This window comes from Rhizobium zaerense (assembly GCF_051810725.1).
GTDB classification, from domain to species: Bacteria; Pseudomonadota; Alphaproteobacteria; order Rhizobiales; family Rhizobiaceae; genus Rhizobium; species Rhizobium leguminosarum_I.
The window spans coordinates 3,531,368-3,547,923 of sequence record NZ_CM132690.1 but is presented as its reverse complement, the minus strand read 5'-3'; the positions used below and the strand labels follow the sequence as shown (position 1 = coordinate 3,547,923).

At 60.1% G+C, this 16,556-nt stretch carries 17 protein-coding genes, 3 tRNA genes and 1 pseudogene; 17 read left to right on the top strand and 4 right to left on the bottom strand.

What is annotated here, in order from left to right; translation table 11 throughout:
* The first annotated feature begins 217 nt into the window (after positions 1-217).
* The 3 genes from lon to ACS4RR_RS17315 all read left to right on the top strand — a co-directional run bounded on the left by lon (position 218) and on the right by ACS4RR_RS17315 (position 5,510).
* On the top strand, positions 218-2,635 hold the full coding sequence (lon, locus tag ACS4RR_RS17325) for an endopeptidase La (RefSeq protein ID WP_162117231.1): 2,418 nt from the start codon (positions 218-220) through the stop codon (positions 2,633-2,635).
* A 206-nt stretch (positions 2,636-2,841) separates the two neighbouring features.
* A complete protein-coding gene (gene hupB / locus ACS4RR_RS17320; RefSeq protein WP_003558438.1) occupies positions 2,842-3,117 on the top strand; it encodes a DNA-binding protein HupB in 276 nt (91 codons plus the stop codon).
* A 212-nt stretch (positions 3,118-3,329) separates the two neighbouring features.
* Positions 3,330-5,510, top strand: coding sequence for an esterase-like activity of phytase family protein (locus ACS4RR_RS17315; protein WP_456189057.1), 2,181 nt, complete (start codon positions 3,330-3,332; stop codon positions 5,508-5,510).
* Positions 5,511-5,594: 84 nt separating this feature from the next.
* On the opposite strand, the gene ACS4RR_RS17310 is transcribed toward ACS4RR_RS17315, so the two are convergent.
* Positions 5,595-6,581 carry an aldo/keto reductase gene (locus ACS4RR_RS17310; RefSeq protein ID WP_260110615.1) on the bottom strand — a complete coding sequence of 329 codons (987 nt, stop codon included), beginning with the start codon at positions 6,579-6,581 and terminating at the stop codon, positions 5,595-5,597.
* A gap of 54 nt (positions 6,582-6,635) precedes the next feature.
* Between ACS4RR_RS17310 and ACS4RR_RS17305 the strand changes: the two genes are divergently transcribed.
* Together ACS4RR_RS17305 and ACS4RR_RS17300 are read left to right on the top strand one after the other, a co-directional pair.
* The gene (locus ACS4RR_RS17305; protein WP_456189056.1) at positions 6,636-6,818 is read left to right on the top strand and encodes a hypothetical protein; all 183 of its coding nucleotides are present in this window, start codon (positions 6,636-6,638) and stop codon (positions 6,816-6,818) included.
* On the top strand, positions 6,818-7,219 hold the full coding sequence (locus ACS4RR_RS17300) for a (R)-mandelonitrile lyase (RefSeq protein WP_246726208.1): 402 nt from the start codon (positions 6,818-6,820) through the stop codon (positions 7,217-7,219). Before ACS4RR_RS17305 ends, ACS4RR_RS17300 begins: the two co-directional genes overlap by 1 nt.
* On the opposite strand, the gene ACS4RR_RS17295 is transcribed toward ACS4RR_RS17300, so the two are convergent.
* Positions 7,220-7,825: a class I SAM-dependent methyltransferase gene (locus ACS4RR_RS17295; RefSeq protein WP_456189055.1), complete on the bottom strand. Its 606-nt coding sequence runs from the start codon at positions 7,823-7,825 to the stop codon at positions 7,220-7,222.
* A 165-nt stretch (positions 7,826-7,990) separates the two neighbouring features.
* Between ACS4RR_RS17295 and ACS4RR_RS17290 the strand changes: the two genes are divergently transcribed.
* Together ACS4RR_RS17290 and ACS4RR_RS17285 are read left to right on the top strand one after the other, a co-directional pair.
* A complete protein-coding gene (locus ACS4RR_RS17290) occupies positions 7,991-8,344 on the top strand; it encodes a hypothetical protein (RefSeq protein WP_260110617.1) in 354 nt (117 codons plus the stop codon).
* 132 nt (positions 8,345-8,476) lie between these two features.
* A complete protein-coding gene (locus ACS4RR_RS17285) occupies positions 8,477-9,025 on the top strand; it encodes a glutathione peroxidase (protein WP_260110618.1) in 549 nt (182 codons plus the stop codon).
* A 59-nt stretch (positions 9,026-9,084) separates the two neighbouring features.
* Here the strand turns inward: ACS4RR_RS17285 and ACS4RR_RS17280 are convergent, their stop codons facing one another.
* Positions 9,085-9,483 (bottom strand): hypothetical protein, encoded by a 399-nt coding sequence (locus ACS4RR_RS17280; protein ID WP_162117237.1) that lies wholly within the window; start codon positions 9,481-9,483, stop codon positions 9,085-9,087.
* A gap of 99 nt (positions 9,484-9,582) precedes the next feature.
* Positions 9,583-9,658: transfer RNA gene (locus ACS4RR_RS17275), tRNA-Val, on the bottom strand.
* Between the two features lie 404 nt (positions 9,659-10,062).
* On the opposite strand from ACS4RR_RS17275, the gene ACS4RR_RS17270 reads away from it, so the two are divergent.
* The 10 genes and pseudogenes from ACS4RR_RS17270 (at position 10,063) to nuoF (ending at position 16,555) form a co-directional block, all read left to right on the top strand.
* A tRNA-Asp gene (locus tag ACS4RR_RS17270) sits at positions 10,063-10,139 on the top strand.
* A gap of 84 nt (positions 10,140-10,223) precedes the next feature.
* Positions 10,224-10,300, top strand: a tRNA-Asp gene (locus ACS4RR_RS17265).
* Positions 10,301-10,546: 246 nt separating this feature from the next.
* Entirely contained in the window at positions 10,547-10,912 is a 366-nt protein-coding gene (locus ACS4RR_RS17260; protein ID WP_010055493.1) for an NADH-quinone oxidoreductase subunit A, read from the top strand.
* Complete coding sequence (locus ACS4RR_RS17255) at positions 10,903-11,487, top strand: NuoB/complex I 20 kDa subunit family protein (RefSeq protein ID WP_003547368.1); 585 nt, start codon at positions 10,903-10,905, stop codon at positions 11,485-11,487. The genes ACS4RR_RS17260 and ACS4RR_RS17255 overlap by 10 nt, the downstream gene beginning before the upstream one ends.
* Positions 11,488-11,505: 18 nt before the next feature.
* The gene (locus ACS4RR_RS17250; protein WP_260110619.1) at positions 11,506-12,108 is read left to right on the top strand and encodes an NADH-quinone oxidoreductase subunit C; all 603 of its coding nucleotides are present in this window, start codon (positions 11,506-11,508) and stop codon (positions 12,106-12,108) included.
* Positions 12,109-12,192: 84 nt separating this feature from the next.
* Positions 12,193-12,516 (top strand): four helix bundle protein, encoded by a 324-nt coding sequence (locus tag ACS4RR_RS17245; protein ID WP_206120164.1) that lies wholly within the window; start codon positions 12,193-12,195, stop codon positions 12,514-12,516.
* Between the two features lie 79 nt (positions 12,517-12,595).
* Positions 12,596-13,785: pseudogene (locus tag ACS4RR_RS17240) on the top strand (NADH-quinone oxidoreductase subunit D).
* Positions 13,785-14,057 carry a hypothetical protein gene (locus tag ACS4RR_RS17235; RefSeq protein WP_456189054.1) on the top strand — a complete coding sequence of 91 codons (273 nt, stop codon included), beginning with the start codon at positions 13,785-13,787 and terminating at the stop codon, positions 14,055-14,057. The pseudogene ACS4RR_RS17240 and the gene ACS4RR_RS17235 overlap by 1 nt, the downstream one beginning before the upstream one ends.
* A 16-nt stretch (positions 14,058-14,073) precedes the next feature.
* Positions 14,074-15,240: an NADH-quinone oxidoreductase subunit E gene (locus tag ACS4RR_RS17230; RefSeq protein ID WP_260110621.1), complete on the top strand. Its 1,167-nt coding sequence runs from the start codon at positions 14,074-14,076 to the stop codon at positions 15,238-15,240.
* A gap of 10 nt (positions 15,241-15,250) precedes the next feature.
* Complete coding sequence (nuoF, locus tag ACS4RR_RS17225; RefSeq protein ID WP_003558451.1) at positions 15,251-16,555, top strand: NADH-quinone oxidoreductase subunit NuoF; 1,305 nt, start codon at positions 15,251-15,253, stop codon at positions 16,553-16,555.
* Position 16,556 lies beyond the last annotated feature (1 nt).

Here is a 16,556-nt window from a genome sequence, read left to right as displayed (position 1 = left end):
TTTAGCCGGGTCGGAAGTGGTAAGCGCCGGTCCAGCCACACGCGTCATAGTGTTGGCGTTCCGTTGTAATAAAGCTGTCACATCCGAGGGACGCGGGCGTTGGCGTGGCTTGAAAAGCGTAGTCAGAACCTCCACTTGTAGGAACAAGTGAGATTGCCGGCCGGTCCCAAGCGGCCGTGCACAGAGCCCGGCAACGGGACGATGGAAAGGACATAAAATGACGAAGAAAACGTCTGTAGCGACCAGCACTGCCTACCCTGTTCTGCCCCTGCGCGACATCGTGGTTTTCCCGCATATGATCGTGCCGCTATTCGTGGGACGGGAAAAGTCGATCCGTGCGCTCGAAGAGGTCATGGGTTCCGACAAGCAGATCATGCTGGTGACACAGATCAACGCCAGCGACGACGATCCGGATCCTTCCGCGATCCACAATGTTGGCACCGTGGCGAACGTGTTGCAGCTCTTGAAGCTGCCCGACGGCACCGTGAAGGTTCTGGTGGAGGGCCGCGCCCGCGCCGAGATCGACACCTATACCAGCCGCGAGGATTTCTATGAGGCGCTCGGCCATGTGCTCGAGGAGCCGCATGACGATCCGGTCGAGCTGGAAGCCCTGTCGCGTTCGGTCGTCTCCGAATTCGAGAGCTACGTGAAGCTCAACAAGAAGATTTCACCTGAAGTGGTCGGCGCCGCCAGCCAGATCGACGACTATTCCAAGCTCGCCGATACGGTCGCTTCGCATCTGTCGATCAAGATCACCGAGAAGCAGGAGATGCTGGAGACCACCAGCGTCAAGCAGCGCCTCGAAAAAGCCCTCGGCTTCATGGAAGGCGAGATCTCGGTCCTGCAGGTCGAAAAGCGGATCCGCTCGCGCGTCAAGCGCCAGATGGAGAAAACCCAGCGCGAATACTACCTCAATGAACAGATGAAGGCGATCCAGAAGGAACTCGGCGACGGCGAGGAAGGCCGCGACGAGATGAGCGAACTGGAAGAGCGCATCTCCAAGACCAAGCTGTCCAAGGAAGCCCGTGAAAAGGCCGATGCGGAGCTGAAGAAGCTGCGCCAGATGAGCCCAATGTCGGCGGAAGCCACCGTCGTGCGCAATTATCTGGACTGGCTGCTCGGCATTCCCTGGGGCAAGAAGTCGAAGATCAAGGCCGATCTCAACAATGCCGAGAAGATCCTCGAAGCCGATCACTTCGGTCTCGATAAGGTCAAGGAGCGCATCGTCGAATATCTGGCCGTGCAGGCCCGTGCCACCAAGATCAAGGGCCCGATCCTCTGCCTCGTCGGTCCTCCGGGTGTCGGCAAGACTTCGCTTGCCCAGTCGATTGCCAAGGCGACCGGCCGTGAGTATGTCCGCATGGCACTTGGCGGCGTTCGTGACGAAGCCGAAATCCGCGGTCACCGCCGCACCTATATCGGCTCGATGCCCGGCAAGGTCATCCAGTCGATGAAGAAGGCGAAGAAGTCCAACCCGCTCTTCCTGCTCGACGAGATCGACAAGCTCGGCCAGGACTATCGCGGCGATCCGTCCTCGGCCCTGCTCGAAGTGCTCGATCCGGCACAGAACATGACCTTCATGGACCACTATCTGGAAGTCGAATACGACCTGTCGGATGTGATGTTCATCACGACGGCGAATACGCTGAATATTCCAGCGCCCCTGATGGACCGCATGGAGATCATCCGTATCGCCGGCTACACCGAGGATGAAAAGCGCGAAATCGCCAAGCGGCACCTGCTGCCGAAGGCCATCAAGGAACATGCGTTGCAGCCGGAAGAATTCTCGGTCAGCGACGACGCCCTGATGGCGATCAGCCAGCAGTACACCCGCGAAGCCGGCGTCCGCAACTTCGAACGCGAACTGATGAAGCTCGCCCGCAAGGCGGTCACCGAAATCATCAAGGGCAAGGCGAAGTCCGTTCATGTGACGGCCGCCAACATCTCCGACTATCTCGGCGTCCCGCGCTTCCGCCATGGCGAAGCCGAGGGCGAGGATCAGGTCGGCGTCGTGACCGGTCTTGCCTGGACGGAAGTCGGTGGCGAACTGCTGACCATCGAAGGCGTGATGATGCCGGGCAAGGGCCGCATGACGGTCACTGGCAATTTGAAGGAAGTCATGAAGGAATCGATCTCGGCAGCGGCCTCCTATGTCCGCTCGCGCGCTGTCGATTTCGGCATCGAGCCGCCGCGCTTCGACAAGAGCGACATCCACGTGCACGTGCCGGAAGGCGCGACGCCGAAGGATGGCCCCTCGGCCGGCGTCGCCATGGCAACCGCGATCGTCTCAATCATGACCGGCATTCCGGTGGACAGGCATGTGGCCATGACTGGTGAAATCACCCTTCGTGGCCGTGTGCTGCCGATCGGTGGTCTCAAGGAAAAGCTGCTCGCAGCGCTTCGCGGCGGCATCAAGAAGGTGCTGATTCCGGAGGAAAACGCCAAGGACCTGGCGGAGATTCCTGATAACGTGAAGAACAACATGGAGATCATCCCGGTATCCCGCATGGGCGAGGTGATCAAGCATGCGCTGATCCGGCGGCCGGAGCCGATCGAATGGGATGGTACGGTGGAAACGCCGGTCATCGCAACGGTCGAAGGCCTCGATGAGACAGGCGCAACCATAGCGCATTGAGTGGCCTTTGCCACATTTATGCCCCATTGGGACAAAACACGGAAAAAGGCTGGCGGAAACGCCAGCCTTTTTTGTGAAAACGTCATGTAGACGCTTGCTTTTCCTTGATTTGCAGGGCTTTTGGGTTTTCGGCGGGCCTGATGAAACCTATTCTGCGCCTAGCTTACTTTTGAGTCGTTTCATACCATTTAGAAAGGGGTGGAAACATGAACAAGAATGAACTCGTGTCCGCAGTAGCCGAAAAGGCAGGACTGACGAAGTCTGACGCGGCTTCCGCTGTTGACGCGGTTTTCGACGTTGTCCAGGCTGAGCTCAAGAACAAGGGCGACATCCGCCTCGCGGGTTTCGGCAGCTTCACCGTTTCTCATCGTGCCGCAACGAAGGGCCGTAATCCGTCAACGGGCGCTGAAGTCGACATTCCGGCTCGCAACGTGCCGAAATTCACGCCCGGCAAGGGCCTGAAGGACGCCGTCAACGGCTGATCTGAGATTATCCACCAGTCGGAAACGAGACCGGCTGTGCAGGATTTGAGAGGGGTTCGGCTTTGCCGGACCCCTTTTGCTTGGCGGTCGGTGCGAAGCGAGCGGACAATCGCCTGACGTGATCAGGTGCAAAATGCCGCATCTGTCATGCCTGTGTCATGCCGCTCCCCCAGAAAACCTATGTTTCGAATGTTCGATACATGGGGGATTTCATGACAATTTCATCGCGCAAGGCAGCGCTTGCTGCCGTGCTTCTCGCATCCGTTGCTTTTCCGGCCGCGGCCGAACCGGTTTTCAACCGCATCGCCTCCTTTCCGGTTGCGGCGAACCTGCCGGCCGACAAGGACAAGCTGTCGGCGAGCTCCGCAGAAATCATCACCGCGACCGACGACGGCAACACGCTGATCTATAGCGACAGCCCGCTCGGCGCGATCGGCTTCATCGACATTACCGACGCCAAGGCACCGAAGGCCGGCGGCGCGGTGATGATGGACGGCGAGCCGACATCGGTCACCTCCAGCGCCGGCAAGGCGCTCGTTGCTGTCAACACCTCCGAAAGCAAGGCGAAGCCCTCGGGCCGTCTCGCGATCGTCGACGTGGCGACCAAGAAGATCGAGAGCACCTGCGATCTCGGCGGCCAGCCGGATTCGATCGCCCTCAACAAGGACAAGACGCTCGGCGCCATCGCAATCGAAAACGAGCGCGACGAAGACGTCAATGACGGCAAGATCCCGCAAATGCCGGCCGGCGACCTCGTCGTCTTCCAGGTCAAGAACGGCACCGTCGACTGCGGTACCATCAAGCACGTGGCGCTGACCGGGCTTACCGGCGTCGCCCCTGAAGATCCGGAGCCGGAATTTGTCGCCTTCAACGGCCTGAACGAAATTGCCCTGACGCTGCAGGAGAACAATGAGATCGTCATCATCGACGCCAACACGGCTGACGTGAAGACGCATTTTTCCGCCGGCAGCGTCGATCTCTCCGGTATCGACACCAAGCGTGACGGCGCCCTGAAATTCTCGGGCGAAGCCAAGGGCGTGCTGCGCGAGCCCGACGCCGTGAAGTGGCTGGACGACAACCGCCTTGTCGTCGCCAATGAAGGCGACTACCAGGGCGGCTCGCGCGGCTTCACCATCTTCGACAAGACGGGCAAGCTTCTCTACGAATCAGGCGCATCTTTCGAACGCGCCGTTGCCCATATCGGCCACTATCCGGAAAGCCGTTCGGGATCGAAGGGTGTCGAGCCCGAAGGCCTTGAAGCCGCCAAGTTCGGCGATGATCAGTATTTCTTTCTGCTCGCCGAGCGTGCCTCGGTCGTCGGCGTCTACAAAGATACCGGCGCCGGTCCCGAGCTCGTCCAGTTGCTGCCGTCGGGCATTTCGCCGGAAGGCGCGATCGCCATTCCCGCGCGTAATCTTCTTGCGACTGCCAACGAACTCGACCTCGGCAAGGACGGCGGCGCGCGTTCGCATGTGATGATCTACGAGCGCTCGGAAGGCGAGAAGGCCTATCCGCAGATCGTCTCTGCCGAAAAGGACGGCAATCCGATCGGCTTCGCAGCCCTTTCGGGTCTCGCCGCCGTTCCGGGCGAGCCGGGCATGCTCTACGCGGTAAGCGACAGCGTTCTGGGCTCGCAGCCGACGATCTACACGATCGACGCCAGCAAGAAGCCGGCCGTCATCACCGACGCCCTCGTCGTCAAGCGTGACGGTGCCCCAGCCCAGAAGCTCGACATCGAAGGCATCGCGGCTGCCGCCGATGGCTCCTTCTGGCTCGCCTCGGAAGGCTACAGCGAGCGTCTCGTTCCGCACGCGCTCTACAACGTCAATGCCAAGGGTGGCATCAAGGCCGAGATCGCCCTGCCGAAGGAGCTCGTCGCCAACGAAATCCGCTACGGCTTCGAAGGCGTGACCATTATCGGCACCGGCGACGACACCACGCTCTGGATGGCGGTCCAGCGCGAGTGGAGCGACGATGAGAAGGGCTTCGTCAAGCTCGTCTCCTACAATCCGAAGAAGAAGGAATGGGGTGCCGTTCGCTATCCGCTCGACAAGACGGAAAGCGGCTGGGTCGGCCTGTCGGAAATCTCGGCTCAAGGCGACAGCGTCTACATCATCGGCGATGCCGCCAGGCTGAAGAAGCTCTACAAGATCGCGATATCGGACCTGAAGCCCGCCAAGCTCGGCGGTGAGTTGCCGGTCGTCAAGAAGACCGAAGCGCACGACTTCCTCGGCGAGCTGAAGTCTGCCACCAACGGCTATGTGCTGGACAAGCTTGAAGGCTTCACTTTCGACGCGTCGGGCAAGCCCTACGCGGTCACCGACAATGACGGCGTCAGCGACTCCTCCGGCGAGACCCTGTTCTTCCCGGTCGATCTGGTCGGCACCAACTGAGCCCACCAACAGACCTTGACGGATCGATAATATGCAAATGGCCGGGCGAAAACCCGGCCATTTGCATTTTGAAGTGTTGGACGCCTACCAGCGCTGATGCACATGCGGCGCGATCAGCCGCTCATAGATCTCGCGCGTTGCCGCCATGACGTCGGCCGACAGCGGCGCAAGGTCGGCGGCCGCCGCGTTGGCCTTGGCTTGCTCGCCATTGCGGGCACCGGGGATGACGACGATGACCGCATCGCTCATCAGGATCCATCGGAGCGCGAAGGCGGCCATGGTCGCGCCCTGGGGCACCAGCTTGCGCACCTCTTCCACCGCCTGCAGGCCGACCTCGAACGGCACGCCGGCAAATGTCTCGCCGACATCGAAGGCTTCGCCGTTGCGGTTGAAATTGCGGTGGTCGTCGCTGGCAAAATGTGTGTCCCGGGTGATCTTGCCGGAGAGAAGACCGCTTGCGAGCGGCACGCGGGCGACGATCGCCACATTCCTGCGGCGTGCTTCCTGGAAGAACAGGTGATTGGGGCGCTGGCGGAAGATGTTGTAGATGATCTGGATGCTGACGACGCCGGGATATTCGATCGCCTTCAGGCCGTCCTCGACCTTTTCGACGCTGACGCCGTAACCCTTGATCTTGCCGGCCTTCTGCAGCGCGTCCAGGCCCCCGAATACCTCCGGTTGGTAAAGCACGTCGCGCGGCGGGCAGTGGAGCTGTACGAGGTCGAGACTGTCGACGGCAAGATTCGTCAGGCTGCGGTCGATGAAGCCTTCGAGATTAGCCTTGGTGTAGCCTTCGGCGACATGCGGGTTGAGGCGACGGCCCGCCTTGGTGGCAACCATCGGCCGTTCGCCGCCGCGCGTCTTCAACACGTCGGCAATGATTTTTTCCGAGCGGCCGTCGCCATAGACATCCGCCGTGTCGATGAATGTCATGCCGGCATCGAGCGCGGCATTCAGCGCCGCGCGTCCGTCGGCCTCGCTGATGTCGCCCCAGGAGCCGCCGATCTGCCAGGCGCCGAAGCCGACGTTGGTGACGGTGAAGGGCATGCGGCCAAAAGCATGGTGTTTCATGAAAAATCCTCCCTACTGCATGTCGCCCGGAAGTGTGCGGGGACAACGACATGCATGAAAACAAAGAGCCAAAGCGCGTCGCATGATTCAAGCAAGATGCAACGCGCTGATGAAAGACACTGGCACTATCAGCCGGGCGACTCCGCGGCAATTGCCGATCAGGCTTTGATTGGTCGCCCCGATGAAATATCGTTCTGCTACAAGGCTTCAACCGCATGGATGGAAAAGGACAGATGATGGAGATCAAACCCGCCGGCTCTCGCCCCTCGACGAAGCCACCGGCCGACTATTTCACCGGCGCCGTTCGTCAGGATCCGCTGATGGAGACGCCGGCGCCAGCACGGGCGAGGGCGGTCTCCGTCACCTTCGAACCCGGCGCCCGCACGGCCTGGCATACGCATCCGCTCGGCCAGACGTTGATCGTGACATCAGGCAAAGGTCTCGCCCAGAGCTGGGGCGGGGAGATCCGCGAGATCCGCGCTGGCGATACCGTCTGGTTCGCGCCGGGCGAAAAACATTGGCATGGTGCTGCCCCCGACACGGCGATGACGCACATCGCCATCCATGAAGCGCTGGACGGCAGCCACGTCGACTGGATGGAAAAGGTCAGCGACGAGCAATATTCCGGCAAGGTCTGATTAGAGCCGCTTCAGGCAATAGGAAAAATGCGCGTGCGATCTGACCGTCAGGAACTCGAATTGCCAGCCGTAATCCTTGCAGAATTTGGTGACCGCCTCGACGACGCCATAGACGATCGGCTTGACCGTATTGCCGGTGCAGAAATCATGCCCGGCAATACGCCCCGTGCGCTTCACCTTCTTTTCGCAGAGCAGCAATTCCTGCCAGGTCAGCTCGAAGGAATGATCGGTATCGATATAGGCCCAGTCGAGGAAATCGTCCGCGAATTCGGCAAGCTTCTCAAGCGATGTGCCCTGCATCAGATGCAGCCGGCCGGCCTCGATCTCGGCCGCGAAATTCGTGTGGATCGCGTCGAGCCCGGAGCTGTAGCGATCCATCGACCAGGGATCGATGAGATAGAGCTCTGCCGGGCGATTCTTTTCCAGGATCTCCGCCGTATATTCGCCGAAGGCTGCTCCTACCTCGACGCCGATACCGCCGTTCGGAATCCGATAGAGCAGTTCGCCGCGATCCGGCAGCAGCCGGGCGTTTTCCATGTGGTAGGCGCTGAGCGGGGTGCGCGGCATGCTCGCCCGGAGCGCCTGCCTTTCTTCACGTGTCTTCATCTCTGATCCCGGGATTGCGGGCGACTGACGGCCCTGATGCGGTTTGACGGGAAGGTAGGAGCAGCCGGCACCGATGACAACCGCATGACAGGAATTTGCTTCTTTCGAACAAACCGCTAAGTTCCATCTGTGAACTGACGAAAAAGCCTCGGGAGGAGCGATTTCATGAGACGCATGTGGCCTGAAGAATTCAACGCCATCATCAGCGGAGCTGAGGAGGTGATGTTGGAAACACCAGCCGAGGCCGGCGAAGCGCCGCTGCAGCGCAAGGCGCTGAAGGCGCGAATCACCATGCAGGATTACGAGCGGATCTGGCCGCTCGCCGAGATGCGCTTCCGGCTTGGCGAAAGAGATGGCAAGGCCATCACGCTGATTACCACCAACCCCCACTATCATCCCTGGCACCCGAAGGACGGCGGCAGCGTCGATTCCGTGTCGGAAAGTGGCCGCCATTACAAGACGGATTATCTCGTCGTGCACTTCCTGCTCGACGACGTGAAGGAAACGTCTCCCGCCTGAGGTGCTGAGGCCCGGTGCGGCCGGAAGCCGCACCGGCGTCCTGTGGAAGCCAAGTTGATCCCGACGCTGATGACAACAGCGGCGATATCGCTAAGCTTGGCGAAACATATCCTTACGAAATTGGAGGTTCCCGTGACGGGCAATGCGCTGGATATCCCGGTCAAAACTGCGGATGGTCGCGAGACCACGCTCAACGAATACAAGGGCAGGGTGCTCTTGGTGGTCAATGTCGCCTCGAAATGCGGTCTCACGCCACAATATGAGGGGCTGGAAAAGCTCTATGGGGAAAAGCGCGAGCGCGGCTTCGTCATCGCCGCCTTTCCCGCTAACGACTTCAAGGGTCAGGAGCCCGGCACCGACGCCGAGATCCTCGATTTCTGCACCAGCACCTACGACGTCACCTTCCCGATCTTCTCGAAGATCTCGGTCAAGGGCGAAGCCCAGCATCCGCTTTACCGGCAACTGACCAAGTCGGGTGTCGCGACGACGGGCGACGGCCCGATGCGAGAACGCCTGAAATCCCATGGGCTGACAGGCGGAGATGAGGACGACATCCTCTGGAACTTCGAAAAATTCCTGATCGGCCGCGACGGCAAAGTCGCCGCCCGCTTCGCGCCTGACGTGACGGCGGATGATTCGCGGCTGGTTTCGGCGGTGGAGAAAGAACTGGCGAAGAGATGAAATGGTGGGCGATGAGTGCCTGTGGACGGCGAGGCATGCCCATCACCCCAAAAACATGGTCACATCTGCGTCAGAGAAAATGAGAAGGCGCATCGCGCGCCGCTCATAAATGAAACCCGGTTTTGGAAAAACGAAAATGTATATTCATCGCCACTTTGACCGCTGTCTCTGAAAGACGCGGGGAATCGGCTGATTGTGCTTAAGACGCCGCGCTGGCTGGCTTTGCTGATTTCCAGGCTGCAGGCTGAATTGTCGGCATCGACCGAAAAATTAATCGGCAGATCCGACGGCATTCTCAGGAGATAGGTCCTGGCTTCACGGGCCGGGGTTTCTCCCGAGGTCTTGATCGTCTGGTCCCCGGCAGACAGGAAAACCTCTTGGGCCGGCTCTTTGGCAATGCACGGGGGCGCAGCCACGCTGGCGATAAGCAGCGCAGAGATTTTGATAGCGATTTTCATGAAGTGTCTCCTGACGAAACACCTTGCGCAGATCGTGACCGGATTAGCGAACTAATTCGGAATCCCACTCTGATGGACAAGCAGCGGGAACTTTAGAAATGGTGGGCGATGACGGACTCGAACCGCCGACATCCTCGGTGTAAACGAGGCGCTCTACCAACTGAGCTAATCGCCCATCGCAAACGAAGCCGGATCGGCCTGCCGCGTTGGTGGCCGTGATCTATGCGGATCGAGGCAAAACCGCAAGAGTGTTTGTGAAGATTTTTTGATTTTTTTGGTGGTGGTCCCGTGTCTTGCAATGACCCTTAGGCTGGGCTCGGCTGTTGAAAAGTGAGGGGAGGGCGGCGAGCATTCCCGTTTCGAAGGCGTTGCGTCTGCGGCTGAGCATCGCTGCGGAAGACGGAAGTGCCGGCTTTTGTTCGTCTGGCGCCCAACCCGCCGAAACAATTCACCGACTGTCATTGTTTTGTCTCCAAACCTGCTTGACACTAAAAGGCGAACCCCGTAGTTAGCCGCTCATCGAAACGGGCAGCCGTTTTGGAGAGGGTGCGAAGGCATCCGGACTGCTTGAAATGAATTGCGGGTGTAGCTCAGTTGGTTAGAGTGCCGGCCTGTCACGCCGGAGGTCGCGGGTTCGAGCCCCGTCACTCGCGCCATTTCAAGTCTTGTAAAACGCAAATGCGATTTGTCGTTTGTCCGGATTTCCTAATCCTCGCGGCCGTAAAATGGCCGATCAATGCGCGGGTGTAGCTCAGTCGGTTAGAGTGCCGGCCTGTCACGCCGGAGGTCGCGGGTTCGAGCCCCGTCACTCGCGCCATTTCTTCCGAAAGCCATGCAGTTTCCAGTGGTCAGCCATGCGCGCTGAAGCGGCTTGCACGGATTTGTCGCGACATCGTTGCACCTGCTTGATAATGTCCGCGCGACACGCGTCGAATTGCCTCCGTAAAAGTCTTGCGCCGAGGCCTCGGCTGCGCTAACCACGGCTTGTTGCAACGCACATTCGCTTGCCGGGCATTTGCCCAAATGCGCCGCCTGGCGTCACCGGCAAGCAGGGATGAACATGATGACTGAACTGCTCAGTTCTTATATTCCGATCGCTATCTTCATTGCTATTGCGCTCGTTATCGGCCTGGCGCTGCTCATTGCGCCGTTCGCCGTGGCGTTCAAAGCGCCCGATTCGGAAAAGCTCTCGGCTTACGAGTGCGGCTTCAACGCTTTCGACGACGCCCGCATGAAGTTCGACATCCGTTTCTACCTCGTGTCGATCCTCTTCATCATCTTCGACCTCGAAGTCGCCTTCCTCTTTCCCTGGGCCGTGTCTTTCGGCGCCATCGGCTGGTTCGGCTTCTGGTCCATGATGGTCTTCCTTCTCGTGCTGACCATCGGCTTTATCTATGAATGGAAGAAGGGAGCCCTGGAATGGGAGTAGCCCCTGTGAGCAATCAGCCGCTTGTGGCACAGCAGCCGAAGGGGATCATTGATCCCTCGACCGGCAAGCCGATCGGCAGCAACGACCCGTTTTTTGGCGAGATCAACAACGAGCTTGCTGACAAAGGGTTTCTCGTCACCTCGACCGACGAACTGATCAACTGGGCCCGCACCGGCTCGCTGATGTGGATGACCTTCGGCCTTGCCTGTTGCGCCGTCGAGATGATGCAGCTGTCGATGCCGCGTTATGACGTCGAGCGCTTCGGTTTTGCGCCGCGCGCCTCGCCGCGCCAGTCCGACGTGATGATCGTCGCCGGCACGCTGACCAACAAGATGGCGCCGGCGCTGCGCAAGGTCTACGACCAGATGCCCGAGCCGCGCTATGTCATCTCGATGGGCTCCTGCGCCAATGGCGGCGGCTATTATCACTATTCCTATTCGGTGGTGCGCGGCTGCGACCGTATCGTGCCGATCGACATCTACGTGCCGGGCTGTCCCCCCACGGCAGAGGCGCTGCTTTATGGCGTGCTTCTGCTGCAGAAGAAGATCCGGCGTACCGGCACGATCGAACGCTAAGGGTTAAGGACAAGGCATATGAGTGAAGCCCTGACTGAGCTTGCGTCCTACCTTGGCGAAGCGCGCGTTAATCTGATTGCCGCATCGCAGATGAAGTATGGCGAACTGACGCTGACGACGACGGGTGAGAACCTGATCGCCCTGCTGACCTTCCTGCGCGACGACGCCAAATGCGGTTTCGTCAACCTGATCGATATTTGCGGGGTCGATTGGCCGCAGCGCGAGCTGCGTTTCGACGTCGTCTATCACCTGCTGTCGCCGAAGAAGAACCTGCGCATCCGCGTCAAGGTCGCGACCGACGAGGATACGCCGGTCCCGTCGGCCTGCCCGGTCTATCCGGGCGCCGACTGGTTCGAACGCGAGACCTGGGACATGTATGGCGTGCTCTTCACCGGCCATCCGGACCTGCGCCGCATTCTGACCGACTACGGATTCGAAGGCCACCCGCTGCGCAAGGACTTCCCGACGACCGGTTTCGTCGAGGTTCGCTATGACGATGCGGCAAAGCGCGTCGTTTACGAGCCGGTCGAACTGAAACAGGAATTCCGCAATTTCGACTTCATGTCTCCCTGGGAAGGCACGGAATATGTGCTGCCGGGCGATGAGAAGGCGAAGCCGTAGCGGCGAATAGTGAGTAGCGAATAGCGAATAGTTGGAAGGGGCGGGCAGACGATAAACTCCTACAAGGATCTTAAGGTCTGGCAGATTGCGATCGATCTCGCGGTGGATTGTTATCAACTGACCAGAAAATTTCCCAGGGAGGAGGTTTACGGTCTGACAGCTCAGATACGCAGGGCGGCGAGTTCGATCGCAGCCAATATTGCTGAAGGACACGGACGTGAGGTCACGGGAAGTTTCATTCAGTTTCTGCGTATCTCTCAAGGTTCGTTGAAGGAATTGGAAACGCATATGCTCATTTCTCATCGCATCGGCCTGATCGACGAGAGTGAGTTCAGGCAGATGACCGGAAAGTGCGACGAGATCGGACGAATGATTCGGGCGCTGATACGGAGTCTCCAGGAGAAGTAATGAGACCGAACGAAACTATTCGCTATTCGCCATTCGCTATTCGCTTGATTGGCAACGCGTTTGGCATGGAGCACGCAGCATGACCGAACATAACGTCCGCAACTTCAACATCAACTTCGACCGCAGCATCCGGCGGCGCACGGCGTTCTTCGTCTTGTCCTGGAGCTTGACGGCGAAATTGTGGAGCGTGTCGATCCGCATATCGGCCTTTTGCATCGCGGCACCGAGAAGCTGATCGAGACCAAAACTTATCTTCAGGCCGTGCCCTATTTCGATCGGCTCGATTACGTCGCGCCGATGAACCAGGAACATGCCTATGCGATGGCTGTCGAAAAGCTGCTCGGCATCGAGATCCCGATCTGCGGCCAGCTGATCCGCGTTCTCTATTCGGAAATCGGCCGCATCCTCTCGCATCTTCTGAACGTCACCACGCAGGCCATGGACGTTGGCGCGCTGACGCCGCCGCTCTGGGGCTTCGAAGAGCGTGAAAAGCTGATGGTGTTCTACGAGCGCGCCAGCGGCTCACGCATGCACGCCGCCTATTTCCGTCCGGGCGGCGTCCACCAGGATCTGCCCGAACAGCTTGTGCAGGATATCGGTAACTGGTGCGACCCGTTCCTGAAGGCGCTCGACGACATCGACAACCTATTGACCGGCAACCGCATCTTCAAGCAGCGCAACGTCGATATCGGCGTCGTCTCGCTGCAGGAATGCTGGGCCTGGGGCTTCTCCGGCGTCATGGTGCGTGGTTCGGGTGCGGCCTGGGATCTGCGTCGCGCCCAGCCCTATGAATGTTATTCCGATCTCGAATTCGACATCCCGATCGGCAAGAATGGCGACAACTACGACCGATATCTGATCCGCATGATCGAGATGCGCGAATCGGTCCGCATCATGAAGCAATGCGTCAACCGCCTGCTCTCGGATGCAAAGACCGGTCCCTTCTCGTCGATCGACGGCAAGGTCGTACCGCCGAAGCGCGGCGAGATGAAGCGCTCGATGGAAGCGCTAATCCACCACTTCAAACTCTATACCGAAGGCTACCATGTGCCGGCCGGCGAGGTTTATGCCGCCGTCGAGGCGCCGAAAGGTGAGTTCGGCGTCTATCTCGTCTCCGACGGCACCAACAAGCCCTATCGCTGCAAGATCCGCGCGCCGGGTTACGCCCATCTGCAGGCGATGGACTTCATGTGCCGCGGTCACCAGCTTGCCGACGTCGCGGCCGTGCTCGGCTCGCTCGACATCGTCTTCGGCGAGGTGGACCGCTGATGCAGCTTCTGCCGCTGGCCATCGCAATTCTTCTTTCGGCATCCGGGGTTTCGGCTCAGGACTCCGATAATCTCGGCACGCCGCTGGGCCGTAAGGAAGAGACGCCGCCGGCGCAGCAATCGTCCATGGGCGAGCTTTTGTCCAAGGGCTATCAGATCAAGGCTGCCATTCCGAACGGCAGCAAATTCGTAGTGTTTTTGCAAAAAGACCAGTCGGCCTATGCCTGCGAAATGCAGTCTTTGACCGCTTCGCGGTGTGGAACCCTAAACTGACAAGGCGTGAGGAAGAATGTCCGTTCGTCGATTAGCCGAAGATCAATTCCAGCCTGCCGCATTCGCATTCAGCGATGAGAATGCGGTCTGGGCGGACAAGACGATCCAGAAATACCCCGCCGGCCGCCAGCAATCGGCGGTCATCCCGCTGTTGATGCGGGCGCAGGAGCAGGACGGCTGGGTCACGCGCGCGGCGATCGAAAAGATCGCCGACATGCTCGACATGGCCTATATAAGAGTGCTCGAGGTCGCGACCTTCTATACGCAGTTCCAGCTGCATCCGGTCGGCACGCGCGCCCATGTCCAGGTGTGCGGCACGACGCCCTGCATGCTGCGCGGCTCCGAAGCGCTGATGTCGGTCTGCAAGAGCAAGATCCATGCCCATGCCTTCGAGCGCAATGCCGAAGGCACGCTGTCCTGGGAAGAGGTCGAATGTCTCGGGGCCTGCGTCAACGCGCCGATGGTGATGATCGGCAAGGACACCTATGAAGACCTGACGCCCGAGCGTCTCGAAGAGATCATCGACATCTTTGCCGCCGGCAATGGCGCCAGCATCAAGCCCGGCACCCAGATCGATCGGGTGTTTTCGGCGCCCGAAGGCGGCCTGACCTCGCTGACGACCGAAGAGCCGAAGGCAAGGACGCGCGCCAAGAAGGCCGACGTCGAAACCGTGTCGGCTCCGGTCGACCGCGCTCCCGTTCCGCCCTCCGAGGCCGGCCGCGCGAAAAGCACCGATGCCGAAACCAATGCCGCCCTGAAGACGCCGGCAACGGCGCCGAAGGCGGCTGCGAAAAACTCAAAGGCAGCCGAGCAGCAGCCGATATCGGGCACTGGGGCTGCCGAACCGGCGCCGAAAGCTGCCGTCAAAGCGGAAGCTGCCCCCGCGGCAAAGCCCGCTCTGACCGACAAGAATCGGCCGGTCGGCATCGAAAAGCCCGCCGCACCGGATGATTTGAAGATGATCTCGGGCGTCGGCCCGAAGATCGAGGCGACGTTGAACGAAATCGGCATCTTCACCTTCGCGCAGGTCGAAGGCTGGAAGAAGGCCGAACGCGAATGGGTCGACGGCTATCTGAATTTCCGCGGCCGCATCGAGCGCGACGACTGGGTCAAGCAGGCCAAGGCGCTCGCCAAGGGCGGGGAAGCGGAATATATCAAGGTCTTCGGCAAGAAGCCGCGGTAAGAGGTGAAGCATGTTACAAGATAAAGACCGCATCTTTACCAACATCTACGGCCTCAAGGACAAATCCCTGAAGGGCGCGATGAGCCGCGGCCATTGGGACGGCACCAAGCAGATCCTCGAAAAGGGCCGCGACTGGATCATCAACGAGATGAAGGCGTCAGGCCTTCGCGGTCGTGGCGGCGCCGGTTTCCCCACAGGCCTCAAATGGTCCTTCATGCCGAAGGAAAGCGACGGCCGCCCGCACTACCTCGTGGTCAACGCCGACGAGTCCGAGCCCGGCACCTGCAAAGACCGCGACATCATGCGCCACGATCCGCATACGCTGATCGAAGGCTGCGTCGTTGCGAGCTTCGCGATGGGCGCCAATGCGGCCTATATCTATGTGCGCGGCGAATATATCCGCGAGCGTGAAGCGCTGCAGGCGGCGATCGACGAATGCTATGATTATGGCCTGCTCGGCAAGAACAACAAGCTCGGCTGGGACATGGATATCTTCGTCCATCACGGCGCCGGCGCCTATATCTGCGGCGAAGAAACCGCGCTGCTCGAAAGCCTCGAAGGCAAGAAGGGCCAGCCGCGCCTGAAGCCGCCGTTCCCGGCCAATATGGGCCTCTACGGCTGCCCGACGACGGTCAACAATGTCGAATCGATCGCTGTCGCGCCGACGATCCTGCGCCGCGGCGCCGGCTGGTTCTCGGCCATCGGCCGTCCGAACAATGTCGGCACCAAGCTGTTCATGCTCTCCGGCCACGTCAACAAGCCGTGCACGGTCGAAGAGGAAATGGGCATCACCTTCCGCGAACTGGTCGACCGCCATGCCGGCGGCATCCGCGGCGGCTGGGACAACCTGCTCGCCGTCATTCCGGGCGGCGCATCCTGCCCGATCGTTCCGGCCAAGGACATCATCGACTGCCCGATGGATTTCGACGGCCTGCGCGGCGTCGGCTCTTCCTTCGGTACGGCCGCCGCGATCGTCATGGATAAGTCCACCGACGTCATCAAGGCGATCGCCCGTATCTCCGCCTTCTTCAAGCATGAGAGCTGCGGCCAGTGCACGCCCTGCCGCGAAGGCACCGGCTGGATGTGGCGCGTGATGGAGCGCATGGCCAAGGGCAATGCCCAGAAGCGCGAAATCGACATGCTGTTCCAGGTGACGAAGCAGATTGAAGGCCACACTATCTGTGCGCTGGGCGATGCCGCCGCATGGCCGGTGCAGGGTCTGATCCGTAACTTCCGTCCCGAGATCGAAAAGCGTATCGACCAGTATACGGCAAGCGCGCTTGATCACGGTGCGGTTCTGGAGGCGGCTGAATAAT